Source organism: Lelliottia sp. 7254-16 (genome assembly GCF_002922995.1).
Classification (GTDB): Bacteria; Pseudomonadota; Gammaproteobacteria; order Enterobacterales; family Enterobacteriaceae; genus Enterobacter; species Enterobacter jeotgali.
Genome location: NZ_PQVS01000009.1, coordinates 164,145 through 181,539 on the forward strand (window position 1 = coordinate 164,145; position 17,395 = coordinate 181,539).

Below are 17,395 nucleotides of genomic sequence, written 5' to 3' on the forward strand. Positions count from 1 at the left end.
AGGTAGCCTTATACATGAACAATATGAACGTAATTATTGCCGATGACCACCCGATTGTACTGTTCGGTATTCGCAAATCACTTGAACAGATCGAGTGGGTGAATGTTGTCGGTGAATTTGAAGACTCTACAGCACTTATCAATAACCTCCCGAAACTTGATGCACATGTTCTCATTACCGATCTCTCCATGCCTGGAGACAAATACGGTGATGGGATTACGCTTATCAAATACATTAAGCGCCACTTCCCGAGCATTTCGATCATCGTTCTGACGATGAACAACAACCCGGCGATTTTAAGCGCCGTGCTGGAACTCGATATTGAAGGGATTGTCCTGAAGCAAGGCGCGCCAACCGATTTGCCAAAAGCGCTGGCTGCGCTGCAGAAAGGTAAGAAATTCACGCCGGAAAGCGTCTCTCGTCTGCTCGAGAAAATTAGCGCCGGTGGATACGGTGACAAACGTCTGTCGCCGAAAGAGAGTGAAGTGCTGCGCCTGTTCGCCGAAGGTTTCCTGGTGACGGAGATCGCCAAGAAGCTGAACCGCAGTATTAAAACCATCAGTAGCCAGAAGAAATCGGCCATGATGAAGCTGGGTGTGGAAAACGATATCGCCCTGCTGAACTATCTCTCTTCGGTTACGCTGAGCGCGGTTGATAAAGACTGATTCTGCGCCTCTCATAAAAAACCCGGCAGCGCTCGCGCTTACCGGGTTTTTTTATACCCTGGATTTCCTGACGCGATCGGCATACACCGTCAGCGTCTGTTTAATCACATCCAGCGTCACCGGTTTCGACAGGCAGCTGTCCATGCCCGACTCCAGACAGCGCTGTTTCTCTTCCGCCAGCGCATTCGCCGTCACGCCGACAACCGGCAGCGTCAAGCCCAACTGACGAATACGCTGCGTCAGACGATAGCCGTCCATATTCGGCATATTCACGTCGCTAAGCACAATATCGATGTGATTTTTGCTCAGGACATTGAGGGCGTCCACACCGTCATTGGCCGTCAGACATTGATATCCCAGCGATCCGAGCTGATCGGCAAGCAGACGGCGGTTGATTGGGTGATCGTCCACGACCAGAATCATCATATCGTCATTCATTGCCACCGTTGAGTCCGGCGACGGTAGCGCGTTAACGCCGTCGTGCTCGTCCACTTCCACGCGATAAATATGCGCCAGCAGGTGCATCAGCTCATGCGGCGTTGCGACGCTATGCGTCCACTCTCCCGGCACACGCTCTTGCGGAATACCAATATGACGGCGACAGAAGATGATGGCGGCTCTGCCCTGCCACGATGGGTCAACGTCCACATCCGTAATCAATGTATCGTCTGCATCCGTGCTTTGCCCTTCGTAGCGCACAACGCGAAGACCCCTGTTCGTCAGCATTGATTCCAGGAAGGCATACAGCGAAGCGTTATGGACTGCCAGCCAGCAGGTTTTGCCGCTCAAGCCTTCCGCTGGTGCTTTCACTGGATATTTTGCCGAGTAGAGCGGAATACGAATCGTGAACTGACTGCCCATGCCCGGTTCGGTATCCACAGAAATATCGCCGTCCATCATGCTGATCAACTGCTCGCAAATCGCCAGCCCCAGCCCCGTTCCCTGGAAGTTACGCTGAACGCCGGTCCCCACCTGGAAGAATGGATCGAACAGTTTTACCACCTCTTTTGCCGGGATACCCGTTCCCGTATCACGGACACGAATGCTCAGATAATCTCCGGCGCGGGAAACGTGCAGTATGATACAACCCACATCGGTAAATTTGATGGCGTTACTGAGCAGGTTCGAAATAACTTGCTGCAGGCGCATCGGGTCGCCAAGCAGCGTTACCGGCACATCAGGCTCGATAAAGCAGTAAAGGCCGAGCTGTTTACGCACCACCAGCGGCATATAGTTGGCGCTGATGTGGTTCATAACCTCACGCGGAGAAAATTCGCTCGGCTCGATTTTCAGCTGCTCAGATTCAATTTTAGAGAAGTCGAGAATGTCGCTAATGATTTTCAACAACAGGCTTGATGAGTTATTCATCGCGGTCACCAGGCGCTCAACGCCCTTCGGTAACTCTTTGGTTTGCAGCAGATCGAGGTTGCCGATAATACCGTAAAGCGGTGTACGCAATTCATGGCTAACGGTCGCAAGGAACATCGACTTCGACTGGCTGGCCTGCTCCGCCGCCTGCGCCATCTCCTGCAACGACTCTTCCATTTTCACGCGCGAGGAGACATCCACCAGTACGCAAATCGCCACGTTTTCGTTGCGATAGCGGGAATGTACAAAACTGATTTGCAGATTAGTGTGATTGCTGGTTAACACATCGACAAAATTCACCTGCTGACCGCAGATAATCTGCGTTAGCCGCTGCCTGTCCTCATGCGTCAGCATGTTCAGATAGTTATGCGCCAGCTCATTACTGAGGATATTTGTCCCGTCCTGAGTACGCAGGATACAGATACCGACAGGCGCGGAGGCCACAATTTTGCGGTTAAACTGTTCGTGCTCTTCCAGTCGCTGGGCGTCATTTTCCGCCGGAATGAAAATCTTACGCTCATACATCCGCGCCAGCGTAAACAACGCAATCCCCACCAGCACATTCAGTAAGATGGAATTGAGGATCAGCATCCGAATGCGTTCCAGCACCATATCAACCGGTACGGAATAGACGATGCTCAGGGAGGACGGTGGCAGGCTTTTCTTCAGCACCAAATCACGGAACCCTGAGGTGTAGCCAAACCAGGAGCGTTCCTGCATCCAGCGTGGATCGACCTTCAAACGATCTTCCGGTCCGGTCAGGGAAATCAGCTTATGACCATTTTCGTCGAGAATGGTCACGCCCATCGGTAAGCTGCCCGGCGTGAAAAAATTCTCCATGCGGATCGTCTGCTCAGTGCCCAGCAGCGCCTGCAGGCGATTAGCCAGATACACCGGCGTCAGGGCATAGAAATACCCCACTCCCGGACGCGGCCCCTGGCTTATCCAGAAGATATTATTGCTGCGCTCATCCTGCGGCGCATTACGATATTTAAGAATACGCTCGTGCAGACTTTTCAGCGCATCTTCCCGCTCGACGGGCATATCCCGCAGGCCGAAATCAGCCATACACAGATTTTCGCTGCCGATGAGGAACACGCGGTTAAGGTCGTACGCAGCAGAAAAATTATCGCGCCAGTAGCGCATAAACCAGGACAGTGACTCAAGAGAGCCTCGCCACGCATTGCCCATCGCCGAGCAGTCTGAATCCGGGAACAAAGGCTCAAAGTCCGGAACTTCTGATTTGTCTTCCCGCCCACGCGTGGCAAGAATGCCGTTTTCCGCCGTCAGACGGTTTTCAGCAATGTACTTAAGCTCTTTCATCACATCAGACGTTCGCTGAATATAGCGTTGGGCCTGATCGGAGCTTAAGTTAAACTCCTGGCGGATCTCGGACTCCTTCTGATGCAGCGCGTTAACGATATAAAACACCGAGAACAGCGCGACCAGCAACCAAAGCAATAACGCCAGCGCCCGAAACAGATAGCGAGAGACTTTAAGCGTGGTACGAAAGGAGACGAGGTATTTCAAGGGGGCGAAGCTCCGCCAGCAGGGTCAAAAAGGAATGTGGTTAAGGTAGCGGTAAACGCGGCTTGCCGCAATGCTCGCTTGTCTGCAAAAAAGAAAGGGCCGGAAACCGGCCCTTTTTCTGTCAGGAGACATTACTCTTCGGCATCATCTGCCGCTTCATCATCGGCATCGGTATCAGCTTCTGGCGCGATTTCATCATCGCCTTCTGCCACACTTCCGTCGATAGAATCGAGTTCTTCGTCATCCACTGGTTCAGCTACACGCTGCAGACCCACAACGTTTTCGTCTTCCGCAGTACGGATGAGGATAACGCCCTGAGTATTACGACCGACGACGCTGATTTCAGAGACGCGTGTACGCACCAGCGTGCCCGCATCGGTGATCATCATGATCTGGTCACAATCATCAACCTGCACTGCGCCGACCACGGAGCCGTTACGCTCGGTGACTTTGATCGAGATAACGCCCTGCGTGCCGCGAGACTTGGTTGGGTATTCCCCTTCCGCCGTACGTTTACCGTAACCATTCTGCGTCACGGTGAGGATTGCGCCTTCGCCACGTGGAATAATCAGGGAAACAACGCTGTCTTCGCCCGCCAGTTTGATGCCGCGCACGCCGGTCGCCGTACGACCCATTGCGCGCACCGCGCTCTCTTTAAAGCGCACCACTTTACCGGCGGCAGAGAACAGCATGACCTCGTCAGTACCGGATGTCAGATCGACGCCAATCAGCTCATCGCCTTCGTTCAGGTTGACGGCAATGATGCCGGCAGAACGTGGACGGCTAAACTCTTTCAGCGCGGTTTTCTTCACGGTACCGCTGGCGGTTGCCATGAAGACGTTGACACCTTCTGCGTACTCACGCACCGGCAGAATCGCAGTAATACGCTCATTCGGCTCAAGCGGCAGCAGGTTGACGATTGGACGACCACGTGCCCCACGGCTCGCTTCCGGCAGCTGATAAACCTTCATCCAGTACAGACGACCACGGCTGGAGAAGCACAGGATCGTATCGTGGGTGTTGGCCACCAGCAGGCGGTCGATAAAGTCTTCTTCTTTGATACGTGCAGCAGATTTGCCTTTACCACCACGACGTTGAGCTTCGTAGTCGGTCAGAGGCTGATACTTCACGTAGCCCTGGTGAGACAGGGTTACAACCACATCTTCCTGGTTGATCAGATCTTCGATGTTGATATCAGCGGTGTTCGCTGTAATCTCAGTGCGACGCTCATCGCCAAACTGATCGCGGACCAGCTCCAGCTCTTCACGAATCACTTCCATCAGACGATCTGCGCTACCCAGGATGTGCAGCAGTTCAGCGATCTGCTCCAGCAACTCTTTGTACTCGTCGAGCAGTTTTTCATGCTCAAGGCCAGTCAGTTTCTGCAGACGCAGATCCAGAATCGCCTGTGCCTGCTGTTCAGTCAGGTAATACTGACCGTCACGCACACCGAACTCAGGTTCCAGCCACTCAGGACGCGCGGCGTCATCGCCCGCACGTTCCAGCATTGCAGAAACATTGCCCAGCTCCCACGAACGTGCAACCAGGCCCGCTTTTGCTTCTGCAGGCGTTGGCGCGCGACGGATCAGTTCGATGATCGGATCAATGTTCGCCAGTGCAACAGCCAGTGCTTCGAGAATGTGCGCACGATCGCGCGCTTTACGCAGTTCGAAAATGGTACGGCGCGTCACCACTTCACGGCGGTGGCGCACGAACGCGCTCAGAATCTCTTTCAGGTTCATGATCTTCGGCTGACCATGGTGCAGAGCAACCATGTTGATACCGAAGGAAACCTGCAGCTGAGTCTGGGAGTAAAGGTTGTTCAGAACCACTTCACCCACGGCGTCGCGTTTGATTTCAATCACGATGCGCATACCGTCTTTATCAGACTCGTCACGCAGCGCGCTGATGCCTTCAACGCGTTTATCTTTTACCAGCTCCGCGATTTTCTCGATCAGGCGCGCTTTGTTCACCTGATACGGAATTTCGTGGACGATAATGGTTTCGCGGCCAGTCTTCGCGTCAGCTTCCACTTCCGCGCGGGCACGAATATAAATTTTGCCGCGACCGGTACGGTACGCTTCTTCGATACCACGACGGCCATTAATGATGGCGGCAGTCGGGAAGTCCGGGCCAGGGATGTGTTCCATCAGCCCTTCAATGCTGATGTCTTCATCTTCAATAAAGGCCAGACAACCGTTGATCACTTCCGTGATGTTATGCGGCGGAATGTTGGTCGCCATACCCACGGCGATACCGGAAGAACCGTTCACCAGCAGGTTCGGGATCTTAGTTGGCATGACGTCTGGGATGCGCTCGGTGCCGTCGTAGTTATCGACGAAATCTACCGTCTCTTTTTCCAGGTCGGCCATCAGCTCATGGGCGATTTTCGACATACGGATTTCCGTATAACGCATCGCCGCAGCGGAGTCGCCATCGACAGAACCAAAGTTACCCTGGCCATCCACCAGCATGTAACGTAAGGAGAAAGGCTGCGCCATACGCACGATAGTGTCATAAACGGCGGTATCACCATGAGGGTGGTATTTACCGATTACGTCACCAACGACACGGGCAGATTTTTTGTAGGCTTTATTCCAGTCATTGCCCAATACGTTCATGGCGTATAGTACGCGACGGTGTACCGGCTTCAGGCCATCTCGGACGTCTGGCAGCGCACGGCCAACAATGACCGACATCGCATAGTCCAGATAGGAGCTCTTAAGCTCTTCCTCGATGTTAACCGGTGTAATTTCTCTCGCAAGGTCGCTCATCTAACCGCTATCCCTCTACTGTGTCCCGGATTCAAAGGTCGCAAATTATAACACAACCGCTCTCAGACAGGTAAACCTGTATGCTTTATTCATGGGGAGAGCCTGATATACTCGATCCTCTTGCGAAATAAGGAGTAAAAGCGCCCATGAATGCCGAAAAATCCCCGGTAGCTCACAACGTTGACCACAACGAGATCGCCAAATTTGAAGCGGTGGCATCCCGCTGGTGGGATCTCGAAGGTGAGTTCAAACCTCTGCACCGTATTAACCCGCTGCGTCTGGGCTATATCGCGGAGCGTTCCGGCGGTCTGTTCGGTAAAAAAGTGCTCGATGTCGGCTGTGGTGGTGGCATCCTGGCAGAAAGCATGGCGCGCGAAGGCGCAACGGTCACCGGGCTGGATATGGGTTTTGAGCCGTTACAGGTGGCGCGTCTGCACGCTTTAGAAACCGGTATTCAGGTGGAATATGTGCAGGAGACTGTAGAAGAACACGCGGCGAAACATGCGCATCAGTATGACGTCGTCACCTGCATGGAAATGCTGGAACACGTTCCTGATCCACAGTCGGTTGTCAAAGCCTGTGCCGCGCTGGTCAAACCCGGTGGACAGGTCTTCTTCTCGACCATTAACCGCAACGGCAAGGCGTGGCTGATGGCGGTGGTCGGCGCGGAATATGTGCTGCGGATGGTGCCAAAAGGCACCCATGACGTGAAAAAATTCATTAAACCAGCAGAGTTGTTAGGCTGGGTCGATGGCACCTGGCTCAAAGAGCAGCACATCACCGGTCTGCATTACAATCCGTTAACGGATAAATTCAAGCTGGCGCCGGGTGTAGATGTTAATTATATGTTGCACACAACCGCAAAAAACGACTAACGTCATTCGATAATCTTATAAAGATTGCGCAGCATCATGTTGCGCAATTTTGACCTCTCGTTGAAGAAATCAGCACTCGATCAAATTTTGAATTTTTTTTCTTAAATATTGACATGTCGTCCAGGCCTTACAGTACGAGGACTTAGGCTTTTTTACCCTTTCACAACCTCAATTTAACGTCAAAATCAACCCTTGTACTGAAATGATTCGATACTAGAATACTCACCATATAGCGTTCTTCTAATCGCAAAACCCCTACATGTAGTATTTATCCACAGACTTAGTCACAAGACCATTCTGTGGATAAGCGGGGGATATTTCTATTTCACGGTAATTCACGGACAGGTAAAAACCCACATGAATCAGAGTCTGCTGGTGACAAAGCGCGACGGTACCACTGAGCGTATCAATCTCGATAAACTTCATCGAGTTCTCGACTGGGCAGCAGAAGGACTGAATAACGTATCTATCTCCCAGGTTGAGCTGCGTTCACACATTCAGTTCTACGACGGCATCAAAACCTCTGACATCCACGAAACGATCATCAAGGCGGCGGCTGACCTCATCTCCCGCGAAGCGCCGGATTATCAGTATCTCGCGGCACGTCTGGCGATTTTCCACCTGCGTAAAAAAGCCTACGGCCAGTTTGAGCCGCCAAAGCTGTACGATCACGTGGTGAAAATGGTCGAACTGGGCAAATACGACACGCATCTGCTGGAAGACTACACGGAAGAAGAGTTCGAGCAGATGAACGGGTTTATCGACCACTGGCGCGATATGAACTTCTCTTACGCAGCGGTTAAACAGCTCGAAGGGAAATACCTGGTTCAGAACCGCGTCACCGGCGAAATCTACGAAAGCGCGCAGTTCCTGTACATTCTGGTTGCCGCATGCCTGTTCTCTGGCTATCCGCGTGAGACGCGTTTGAGCTACGTGAAGCGTTTTTATGATGCGGTTTCGACCTTCAAAATTTCTCTGCCTACGCCGATCATGTCTGGCGTGCGCACCCCGACTCGTCAGTTCAGCTCTTGCGTGCTGATCGAGTGCGGCGACAGCCTGGATTCTATCAACGCCACCTCCAGCGCCATTGTGAAATACGTCTCCCAGCGTGCCGGAATCGGCATCAACGCCGGTCGTATTCGTGCCCTGGGTAGCCCGATTCGCGGCGGTGAAGCGTTCCATACCGGCTGTATTCCGTTCTACAAACACTTCCAGACTGCGGTGAAGTCCTGCTCTCAGGGCGGCGTTCGCGGCGGTGCGGCCACTCTGTTCTACCCGATGTGGCATCTGGAAGTTGAAAGCCTGCTGGTTCTGAAAAACAACCGTGGCGTCGAAGGTAACCGCGTTCGTCACATGGACTATGGCGTACAAATCAACAAACTGATGTACACCCGTCTGCTGAAAGGCCAGGACATCACCCTGTTCAGCCCGTCTGACGTCCCTGGCCTGTACGATGCGTTCTTCGCCGATCAGGATGAGTTCGAGCGTCTGTACACCCAATACGAAAACGACGACAGCATCCGTAAACAGCGTGTGAAAGCCGTTGACCTGTTCTCTCTGATGATGCAGGAACGTGCCTCCACTGGCCGTATCTACATCCAGAACGTCGACCACTGCAACACCCACAGCCCGTTTGATCCAGCCATCGCGCCAGTGCGCCAGTCCAACCTGTGCCTGGAAATCGCCCTGCCGACCAAACCGCTGTACGACGTTAACGACGAAAACGGCGAAATCGCGCTGTGTACGTTGTCCGCCTTCAACCTTGGCGCAATCAAAAGTCTGTCCGAACTGGAAGAACTGGCTGTGCTGGCGGTTCGTGCGCTGGATGCGCTGCTGGATTATCAAGATTACCCAATTCCTGCGGCAAAACGTGGCGCAATGGGCCGCCGTACGCTGGGTATTGGTGTTATCAACTTCGCTTACTGGCTGGCGAAAAACGGCAAGCGTTACTCCGATGGCAGCGCCAACAATCTGACGCACGAAACCTTCGAAGCGATTCAGTATTACCTGATGAAAGCCTCGAACGAGCTGGCGAAAGAGCAAGGCGCGTGCCCGTGGTTCAACGAAACCACTTACGCGAAAGGCATTCTGCCGATCGACACTTACAAGAAAGATCTGGATGCTATCGTTAACGAACCGCTGCATCTCGACTGGGAAGCGTTACGTGAGTCCATTAAAACTCACGGCCTGCGTAACTCCACGCTCTCCGCACTGATGCCGTCTGAGACCTCTTCGCAGATCTCCAACGCCACCAACGGCATTGAGCCTCCGCGCGGCCACGTGAGCATTAAAGCGTCGAAAGATGGCGTGCTGCGTCAGGTCGTGCCGGATTATGAACTGCTGAAAGACAACTATGAACTGCTGTGGGAAATGCCGAATAACGACGGTTACCTGCAGCTGGTGGGCATCATGCAGAAATTTATCGACCAGTCGATCTCTGCGAACACCAACTACGATCCGACGCGCTTCCCGTCTGGCAAAGTGCCGATGCAGCAGTTGCTCAAAGATCTGCTGACCGCCTACAAATTTGGCGTCAAAACCCTGTACTATCACAACACCCGTGACGGTGCAGAAGATGCGCAGGATGATATGGCACCGTCCATTCAGGATGATGGCTGCGAAAGCGGCGCATGTAAGATCTAGTTTTGCCTTTTGCCGGATGGCGGCGTAAACGCCTTCTCCGGCCTACATAATTACGTGGTGTTGTAGGCCGGATAAGCGAAGCGCCATCCGGCATTACACTCCTACAGGACCCACATTAATGGCATATACCACCTTTTCACAGACGAAAAACGATCAGCTCAAAGAGCCAATGTTCTTTGGCCAGTCGGTCAACGTGGCACGCTACGATCAGCAAAAATATGACATCTTCGAAAAGCTGATCGAAAAGCAACTCTCCTTCTTCTGGCGTCCGGAAGAAGTCGATGTCTCACGCGATCGCATCGATTTCCAGGCGCTGCCTGACCATGAAAAACACATCTTCCTCAGCAACCTGAAATACCAGACGCTGCTGGATTCTATTCAGGGTCGTAGCCCGAACGTGGCGCTGCTGCCGCTGATCTCGATTCCTGAGCTGGAAACCTGGGTCGAAACCTGGGCGTTTTCTGAGACGATCCACTCGCGCTCTTACACTCACATCATCCGTAACATCGTCAACGATCCGGCGGTGGTATTTGACGATATCGTCACCAACGAGCAGATCCAGAAACGCGCTGAGGGCATCGCCCATTACTACGATGAGCTGATCGAAATGACCAGCTACTGGCACCTGCTCGGCGAAGGGACGCACAACGTGAACGGTAAAACCGTCACCGTGAATCTGCGCGCGCTGAAAAAACAGCTGTATCTGTGCCTGATGAGCGTCAACGCGCTGGAAGCGATCCGTTTCTACGTCAGCTTCGCCTGCTCATTTGCCTTTGCCGAGCGTAAGCTGATGGAAGGTAACGCCAAAATTATCCGTCTAATCGCTCGCGACGAAGCCCTGCACCTGACCGGCACTCAGCACATGCTGAACCTACTGCGCAGCGGCATTGACGATCCGGAAATGGCAGAAATTGCTGAAGAGAGCAAACAGGAGTGCTATGACCTGTTCGTGCTGGCGGCTCAGCAGGAAAAAGAGTGGGCAGATTACCTGTTCCGCGACGGTTCGATGATCGGTCTGAATAAAGACATTCTGTGTCAGTACGTGGAATACATCACCAACATCCGCATGCAGGCGGTGGGCCTGGATCTGCCGTTCAAAACGCGTTCCAACCCAATTCCGTGGATCAACACCTGGCTGGTGTCCGATAACGTCCAGGTTGCGCCGCAGGAAGTGGAAGTGAGTTCGTACCTGGTCGGTCAGATTGATTCCGAAGTGAACACTGACGACCTGAGCGATTTCCAGCTCTGATGAGTCGCGTCACGCTAAGCCTTTCCGGCACAGAAGTTCTGTGCCGCGAAGAGCACCCTTCTCTGTTGGTCGCGCTCGAATCGCACCAGGTCGAGGTCGAATACCAGTGTCGCGCCGGTTACTGTGGCTCCTGCCGCTGTCGTTTGGTAGCAGGCCAGGTCGACTGGCTCACGGAGCCGCTGGCGTTTATCAGCGAAGGGGAAATTTTGCCCTGCTGTTGCCGGGCAAAAGGCGATATCGAAATCGAGATGTAATGCCTGAAAGACACGCCCGGCGGCGCTTCGCTTGCACGGGCCTACGGGTTTTGTAGGCCGGGTAAGCGCAGCGCCACCCGGCAATACATGCGTCTGATTATCCGCGTTTCTGCATCAACTCCGCATGATGACGCTTCTCACCAATCATCACCACAATCAACAACAGCACCGCCATAATGCTGCCGCCAATCATCACCATAAAGCCACCGTCCCAGCCGAAGAAATCGACCGTATAACCAACAATGGCGCTTGCCGCTACCGATCCCCCTAGATAACCAAAGAGCCCGGTAAAGCCCGCAGCGGTTCCTGCGGCTTTCTTCGGTGCCAGTTCAAGGGCGTGCAGGCCAATCAGCATTACCGGACCGTAAATCAGGAAGCCGATGACGATCATACAGGCCATATCTACGCCCGGATTGCCCGGCGGGTTGAGCCAGTAAACGATGGTCGCAATGGTCACCAGCGTCATAAAGAACACGCCCGTTGCACCGCGATTACCCCGGAACACTTTGTCCGACATCCAGCCACACAGCAGCGTGCCCGGAATCCCGGCGTATTCGTACAGGAAATAAGCCCAGGATGACTTATCCAGCGCGAAATGTTTCACCTCTTTCAGGTAGGTCGGAGACCAGTCGAGAATGCCGTAGCGCAGGAGATAGACAAACACGTTCGCCACCGCGATGTACCACAGCAGCTTGTTCGGCAACACGTATTTCATGAAGATCTGCTTTGCCGTCAGCTCTTCTTCATGCTCTTTGCTGTAATCATCCGGGTAGTCGTTTTTATACTCTTCAATCGGCGGAAGGCCACAGGACTGCGGCGTATCGCGCATTAGCGCAAAGGCAATCATCGCGACGACAATCGCGCCAAACGCCGGCATGTACAGCGCGGCTTTCCAGTCGTTAAACCACGCCATCCCCAGCAGAAACAGCAGCGGAGGGATACCGCCGCCGACGTTATGCGCACAGTTCCATACCGACACAATCCCGCCACGTTCTTTCTGTGACCACCAGTGAACCATGGTACGCCCACACGGCGGCCACCCCATCCCCTGGAACCAGCCGCAGAGGAACAGCAGAACAAACATCACCGCGATGCTCGATGTCGCCCACGGCACAAAGCCCATAAACAGCATCACCGCAGCGGCGAGAATCAACCCCGCGGGTAAGAAAACGCGCGGATTCGAACGATCCGAAACGGACCCCATAATGAATTTGGAAAATCCATAGGCGATGGAAATACCCGACAGGGCAAAGCCTAAATCACCGCGCGAAAATCCCTGTTCGACCAGGTAAGGCATCGCCAGCGCGAAGTTTTTACGCACCAGATAGTAGGCGGCATAGCCGAAGAAAATCCCGAGGAAAATTTGCCAGCGCAGGCGGCGATAGAGCGGGTCAACTTCTGCGTCAGGCAGACGCGCCCGATGCGGGGCAGGTTTGAAGATACTGAGCATAATAGCCTCCGTGGCCATATTTTGAATTGCCGGGGCGTATCACAGCACCCCAGCTCCAGAGAGGCGGCGATGTTAAATAATCACAACGATTGTTACTGTGAATCAACGCACGAATTGTTACAGAAATATGACATAGTGCGCAAAAAGGCGCACGGAATCACGTTTCAATTTCGTTTCATGCTCGAATGTGTTCGAAATCAAACAAACCACATTTTTGATGTGGCTAAATGGTAAAAAAACGAACATGAGGGAAGACAATGACAATCCGCGATCCCCGTTATAGCGATGTGATTATCATTGGTGGCGGCGCAACGGGTGCCGGAATGGCGCGGGACTGCGCCCTGCGAGGATTAAGCGTTACGTTGCTGGAACGCCACGATATTGCCACTGGCGCCACCGGACGCAATCATGGCCTGCTTCACAGCGGCGCGCGCTATGCCGTCACCGATAACGAATCGGCGCGCGAGTGCATTGCTGAAAACCAGATCCTCAAACGCATCGCCCGCCACTGCATCGAGCCAACCAGCGGCCTGTTTATCACCCTCCCCGAAGACGATCTCGCCTTTCAGAAAACCTTTATCACCGCCTGCACCGAAGCGGGTATTTCCGCCGAAGCGATCGCCCCTGAACTTGCGCGGCGTATCGAACCTGCCGTGAACCCTGCCCTGCTCGGCGCGGTCCGCGTTCCCGATGGCACCGTTGACCCCTTCCGTCTGGCGGCCGCTAATATGCTCGATGCCCGCGAGCACGGCGCGACTATTCTAACCGCGCATGAAGTGACGGGGCTGATCCGCGAAGGCGACAGAGTGCGGGGCGTACGCGTCTACGACCACCTCTACGGCGAACACAGCGAGTTGTACGCCAGTGTGGTAGTGAACGCCGCGGGGATCTGGGGGCAGCGTATTGCCGAATATGCCGAGCTGTCCATTCGCATGTTCCCGGCCAAAGGCTCGCTGCTGATCCTCGATCACCGCATCAACAATCACGTCATCAACCGCTGCCGTAAGCCGTCCGACGCCGACATTCTGGTGCCCGGCGATACCATTTCCCTGATTGGGACCACCTCGACGCACATTGATTACAAGGATATCGACAGCAACCGTGTCACCGCCGAAGAGGTGGACATCCTGCTGCGCGAAGGGGAAAAACTGGCGCCGATCATGGCGCAAACCCGCATTCTGCGGGCTTATTCCGGTGTGCGTCCGCTGGTCGCCAGCGATGACGATCCAAGCGGGCGTAACGTCAGCCGTGGCATTGTCTTGCTGGATCACGCCGCCCGCGACGGGCTGGAAGGGTTCATTACCATTACCGGCGGCAAGCTGATGACCTACCGCTTAATGGCCCAATGGGCGACGGACGCGGTGTGCCGCAAGCTTGGCAATACGCAGCCCTGCACCACCGCCGAACGCCCGCTGCCTGGCTCACAGGAGCCGACCGAAAAAACGCTGCAAAAAATCATCTCACTGCCCGCCCCACTGCGCGGCTCAGCCATTTATCGTCACGGCGATCGCACGCCCGTCTGGCTTGGAGAGGGCCGTCTGAGCCGCAGCCTGGTGTGTGAGTGCGAGGCAGTGACGGCGGGCGAAGTGCAGTACGCGGTGGAAAATCTGACGGTCAACAATCTGCTCGATCTGCGCCGTCGCACCCGTGTAGGCATGGGGACCTGTCAGGGCGAACTGTGCGCCTGCCGCGCGGCAGGTCTGTTGCAACGGTTTAATGTCACCACGTCAGCGCAATCTCTGACGCAGCTCAGCGAGTTCCTCAATGAGCGCTGGAAAGGGGTGCAGCCTATCGCCTGGGGCGACGCGCTGCGCGAAAGCGAATTTACCCGCTGGGTCTATCAGGGGCTGTGCGGGCTGGAAAAGGAGCAGCACGATGAAGTTTGATACGGTGATTATCGGCGGCGGTCTGGCCGGACTGCTGTGTGGCCTGAAACTGACGCAAAATGGTCAGCGCTGCGCCATCATCACGCGCGGTCAAAGTGCGCTGCATTTTTCCTCCGGGTCACTGGACTTACTCGGCGCAATGGCCGACGGGTCCCCCGTGCAGAATCCACTCACCGCGCTGCAAAATCCACAGGCACTGCCGCCTGAACATCCTTATCGTCGGGTGGGTATCGACAAAATTTCCCGCCTAGCACTGGAAACCGAGGCGTTGCTCGCCCATTGCGGCACGCGCTTAAAGGGTCACGCCGGGAATAATCATCAGCGCGTCACACCGCTGGGTACATTGCGCAGTGCATGGCTCAGCCCGGAAGAGGTGCCTGTCGCACCCGCGCAAACTCAGCGCGTTCGTGTGGTCGGCATCAGCGGATTTCTCGATTTTCAGGCTCACCTCGCCGCTGCTTCTCTGCGGCATCAGGGAATCGAGGCGGACACCGTAGAAATCGAGCTGCCGGAGCTGGATGTCCTGCGCGAAAACGCCAGCGAGTTTCGCGCGGTGAATATCGCCCGCTTGCTGGATAACGACGTTCACTGGACGATGCTGTTTGATGCCTTAAAACCGCTGGCTGCGGATGTCGATGCGCTGTATCTGCCCGCCTGCTTTGGACTGACGGATAACCGTTTGTGGCGCTGGCTCTCCGACCGACTGCCCTGCCCGCTGCATCTGTTGCCCACGCTTCCGCCGTCGGTGCCCGGAATCCGTCTGCATAATCAGCTCCAGCGCCAGTTTGTCGCGCAGGGCGGCGTGTGGATGGCAGGGGATGAAGTTAAAAAAGTGTCTCTGGAGGAGGGAAAAGCCCGCGCCGTCTGGACGCGAAATCACGACGATATTCCGCTTCGCGCACGTTTCGTGGTGCTGGCGAGCGGCAGTTTCTTCAGCAACGGTTTGCTCAGCACCCGTGATGGTATTCGTGAGGCGGTGATGGGCCTCGACGTGCGCCAGAGCGCCTCCCGCGCCGACTGGTATCAGAGTGACTTCTTCACCCCGCAGCCGTGGCAACAGTTCGGCGTGATCACCGACGATCATTTACGCCCGCAGCTTTCCGGGGTAGCGGTAGATAATCTTTATGCCATTGGCTCAGTACTCGGCGGTTTTGATCCGATAGCCCAGGGCTGCGGCGGCGGCGTGTGCGCCATCACCGCACTGGCGGTTGCCGAACAGATTTGCCAGCGTGCGGGAGAACACCCATGAACGACACCCGATTTGAAAGCTGCATTAAGTGCACCGTTTGCACCACCGTCTGCCCGGTCAGCAGCGTGAATCCTCGCTATCCTGGCCCGAAACAGGCCGGGCCAGACGGGGAGCGCCTGCGCCTGAAAGATGGCGCGCTGTACGACGAAGCGCTCAAATACTGCATCAACTGCAAGCGCTGCGAAGTTGCCTGTCCGTCTGACGTGAAAATCGGCGACATCATTCAGCGCGCGCGGGCGCAGTACAGCACACAAAAGCCGACCCTGCGCGATGCGATACTGAGTCACACGGATCTGATGGGCAGCGTCTCAACGCCGTTCGCTCCGCTGGTCAACGCCGCCACGGCGTTAAAACCCGTGCGCAAATTGCTCGACGTAGCGCTTAAAATTGACCATCATCGCACCCTGCCAAAATACTCCCACGGCACCTTCCGCCGCTGGTATCAATCTGTCGCCACTGAACAGGCGCAATACACCGACCAGGCCGCGTTTTTCCACGGTTGTTACGTCAACTATAACCACCCGCAGTTGGGCAAAGATCTGCTCACGGTGCTGAATGCGATGGGCACCGGCGTGCAGCTGCTTAATAAAGAGAAGTGCTGCGGCGTGCCGCTGATTGCCAACGGCTTTACCAACAAAGCGCGCAAACAGGCCCGGCATAACGTGACTTCTCTGCGCGAAGCGATTGTCGACAAAGGCATTCCGGTGCTTGCCACTTCGTCTACCTGCACCTTTACCCTGCGCGATGAATATCCGCATTTGCTGGATGTCGATAACAGCGGCCTGCGCGAGCACATCGAGCTGGCGACGCGCTTTATCTGGCGCAAGCTCGATAGCGGCCAGACGCTGCCGCTTAAGCCGTTGCCGCTAAAAGTGGTGTATCACACGCCGTGTCATATGGAGAAAATGGGCTGGGCGATCTATACGCTGGAGCTGCTGCGGCTGATTCCAGGGCTGGAGCTGACGGTGCTGGATTCGCGCTGCTGCGGGATTGCGGGAACCTACGGATTTAAGAGCGAAAACTACCCGACGTCGCAGGCCATCGGCGCACCGCTGTTCCGCCAGATTGAAGAGAGCGGCGCGGATCTGGTGGTGACCGACTGCGAGACCTGTAAATGGCAGATTGAGATGTCCACCAGCAAGCGCTGCGAACATCCGATTTCGCTGCTGGCGAAGGCATTGCGGTAGCAATTTGTTAAACACCTGAGGTTTTCCCGTTCACCTTATGTTCAGCAGAACATAATCACTCTCTAACCTGTGAACGTGATAAGGGGGCTGCGCGGCCCCCTTATCAATCCCCGCGCCCCTCCATGAAATCGGTGCTTCGCACTGCGCTCACCTCCCGGCCTGCTGCCTGCGGTCGGCTCGACTCGACGTCCCTGTCTCGTTTCGCCTCTGGCCGCCATCCCTGGCGTCCAGCCCTTGTCATCCGGCCTCCGGTTCGCCGATTTCT

At 55.0% G+C, this 17,395-nt stretch carries 11 protein-coding genes; 8 read left to right on the plus strand and 3 right to left on the minus strand.

All coding sequences use genetic code 11. From position 1 onward, the window contains the following. The first annotated feature begins 14 nt into the window (after window positions 1-14). On the plus strand, window positions 15-665 hold the full coding sequence (rcsB, locus tag C3708_RS13910) for a response regulator transcription factor RcsB (protein ID WP_015959795.1): 651 nt from the start codon (window positions 15-17) through the stop codon (window positions 663-665). Between the two features lie 51 nt (window positions 666-716). On the opposite strand, the gene rcsC is transcribed toward rcsB, so the two are convergent. Next, window positions 717-3,563: a two-component system sensor histidine kinase RcsC gene (gene rcsC / locus C3708_RS13915; protein WP_103949631.1), complete on the minus strand. Its 2,847-nt coding sequence runs from the start codon at window positions 3,561-3,563 to the stop codon at window positions 717-719. A gap of 131 nt (window positions 3,564-3,694) precedes the next feature. Then, window positions 3,695-6,337, minus strand: a complete 2,643-nt coding sequence (gene gyrA / locus C3708_RS13920; protein WP_095282721.1) for a DNA topoisomerase (ATP-hydrolyzing) subunit A — start codon at window positions 6,335-6,337, stop codon at window positions 3,695-3,697. Between the two features lie 146 nt (window positions 6,338-6,483). On the opposite strand from gyrA, the gene ubiG reads away from it, so the two are divergent. The 4 genes from ubiG to yfaE all read left to right on the plus strand — a co-directional run bounded on the left by ubiG (window position 6,484) and on the right by yfaE (window position 11,358). Continuing rightward, a complete protein-coding gene (gene ubiG / locus C3708_RS13925; RefSeq protein WP_095282722.1) occupies window positions 6,484-7,212 on the plus strand; it encodes a bifunctional 2-polyprenyl-6-hydroxyphenol methylase/3-demethylubiquinol 3-O-methyltransferase UbiG in 729 nt (242 codons plus the stop codon). A 357-nt stretch (window positions 7,213-7,569) separates the two neighbouring features. Next, a complete protein-coding gene (gene nrdA / locus C3708_RS13930) occupies window positions 7,570-9,855 on the plus strand; it encodes a class 1a ribonucleoside-diphosphate reductase subunit alpha (RefSeq protein WP_103949632.1) in 2,286 nt (761 codons plus the stop codon). A gap of 118 nt (window positions 9,856-9,973) precedes the next feature. Next, window positions 9,974-11,104, plus strand: a complete 1,131-nt coding sequence (gene nrdB / locus C3708_RS13935) for a class Ia ribonucleoside-diphosphate reductase subunit beta (RefSeq protein WP_095282724.1) — start codon at window positions 9,974-9,976, stop codon at window positions 11,102-11,104. Beyond that, entirely contained in the window at window positions 11,104-11,358 is a 255-nt protein-coding gene (gene yfaE, locus C3708_RS13940) for a class I ribonucleotide reductase maintenance protein YfaE (RefSeq protein WP_095282725.1), read from the plus strand. Before nrdB ends, yfaE begins: the two co-directional genes overlap by 1 nt. A 97-nt stretch (window positions 11,359-11,455) precedes the next feature. On the opposite strand, the gene glpT is transcribed toward yfaE, so the two are convergent. Then, a complete protein-coding gene (gene glpT / locus C3708_RS13945; protein ID WP_103949633.1) occupies window positions 11,456-12,808 on the minus strand; it encodes a glycerol-3-phosphate transporter in 1,353 nt (450 codons plus the stop codon). 257 nt (window positions 12,809-13,065) lie between these two features. On the opposite strand from glpT, the gene glpA reads away from it, so the two are divergent. Genes glpA through glpC form a run of 3 tightly spaced genes read left to right on the plus strand, consistent with a single transcriptional unit; the run spans window position 13,066 to window position 17,130 of the window. Then, window positions 13,066-14,694, plus strand: coding sequence for an anaerobic glycerol-3-phosphate dehydrogenase subunit A (glpA, locus tag C3708_RS13950; protein ID WP_103949634.1), 1,629 nt, complete (start codon window positions 13,066-13,068; stop codon window positions 14,692-14,694). Then, window positions 14,684-15,943, plus strand: a complete 1,260-nt coding sequence (gene glpB, locus C3708_RS13955; protein WP_095282728.1) for a glycerol-3-phosphate dehydrogenase subunit GlpB — start codon at window positions 14,684-14,686, stop codon at window positions 15,941-15,943. Before glpA ends, glpB begins: the two co-directional genes overlap by 11 nt. After that, window positions 15,940-17,130 (plus strand): anaerobic glycerol-3-phosphate dehydrogenase subunit GlpC, encoded by a 1,191-nt coding sequence (gene glpC, locus C3708_RS13960; protein ID WP_103949635.1) that lies wholly within the window; start codon window positions 15,940-15,942, stop codon window positions 17,128-17,130. The genes glpB and glpC overlap by 4 nt, the downstream gene beginning before the upstream one ends. Window positions 17,131-17,395 lie beyond the last annotated feature (265 nt).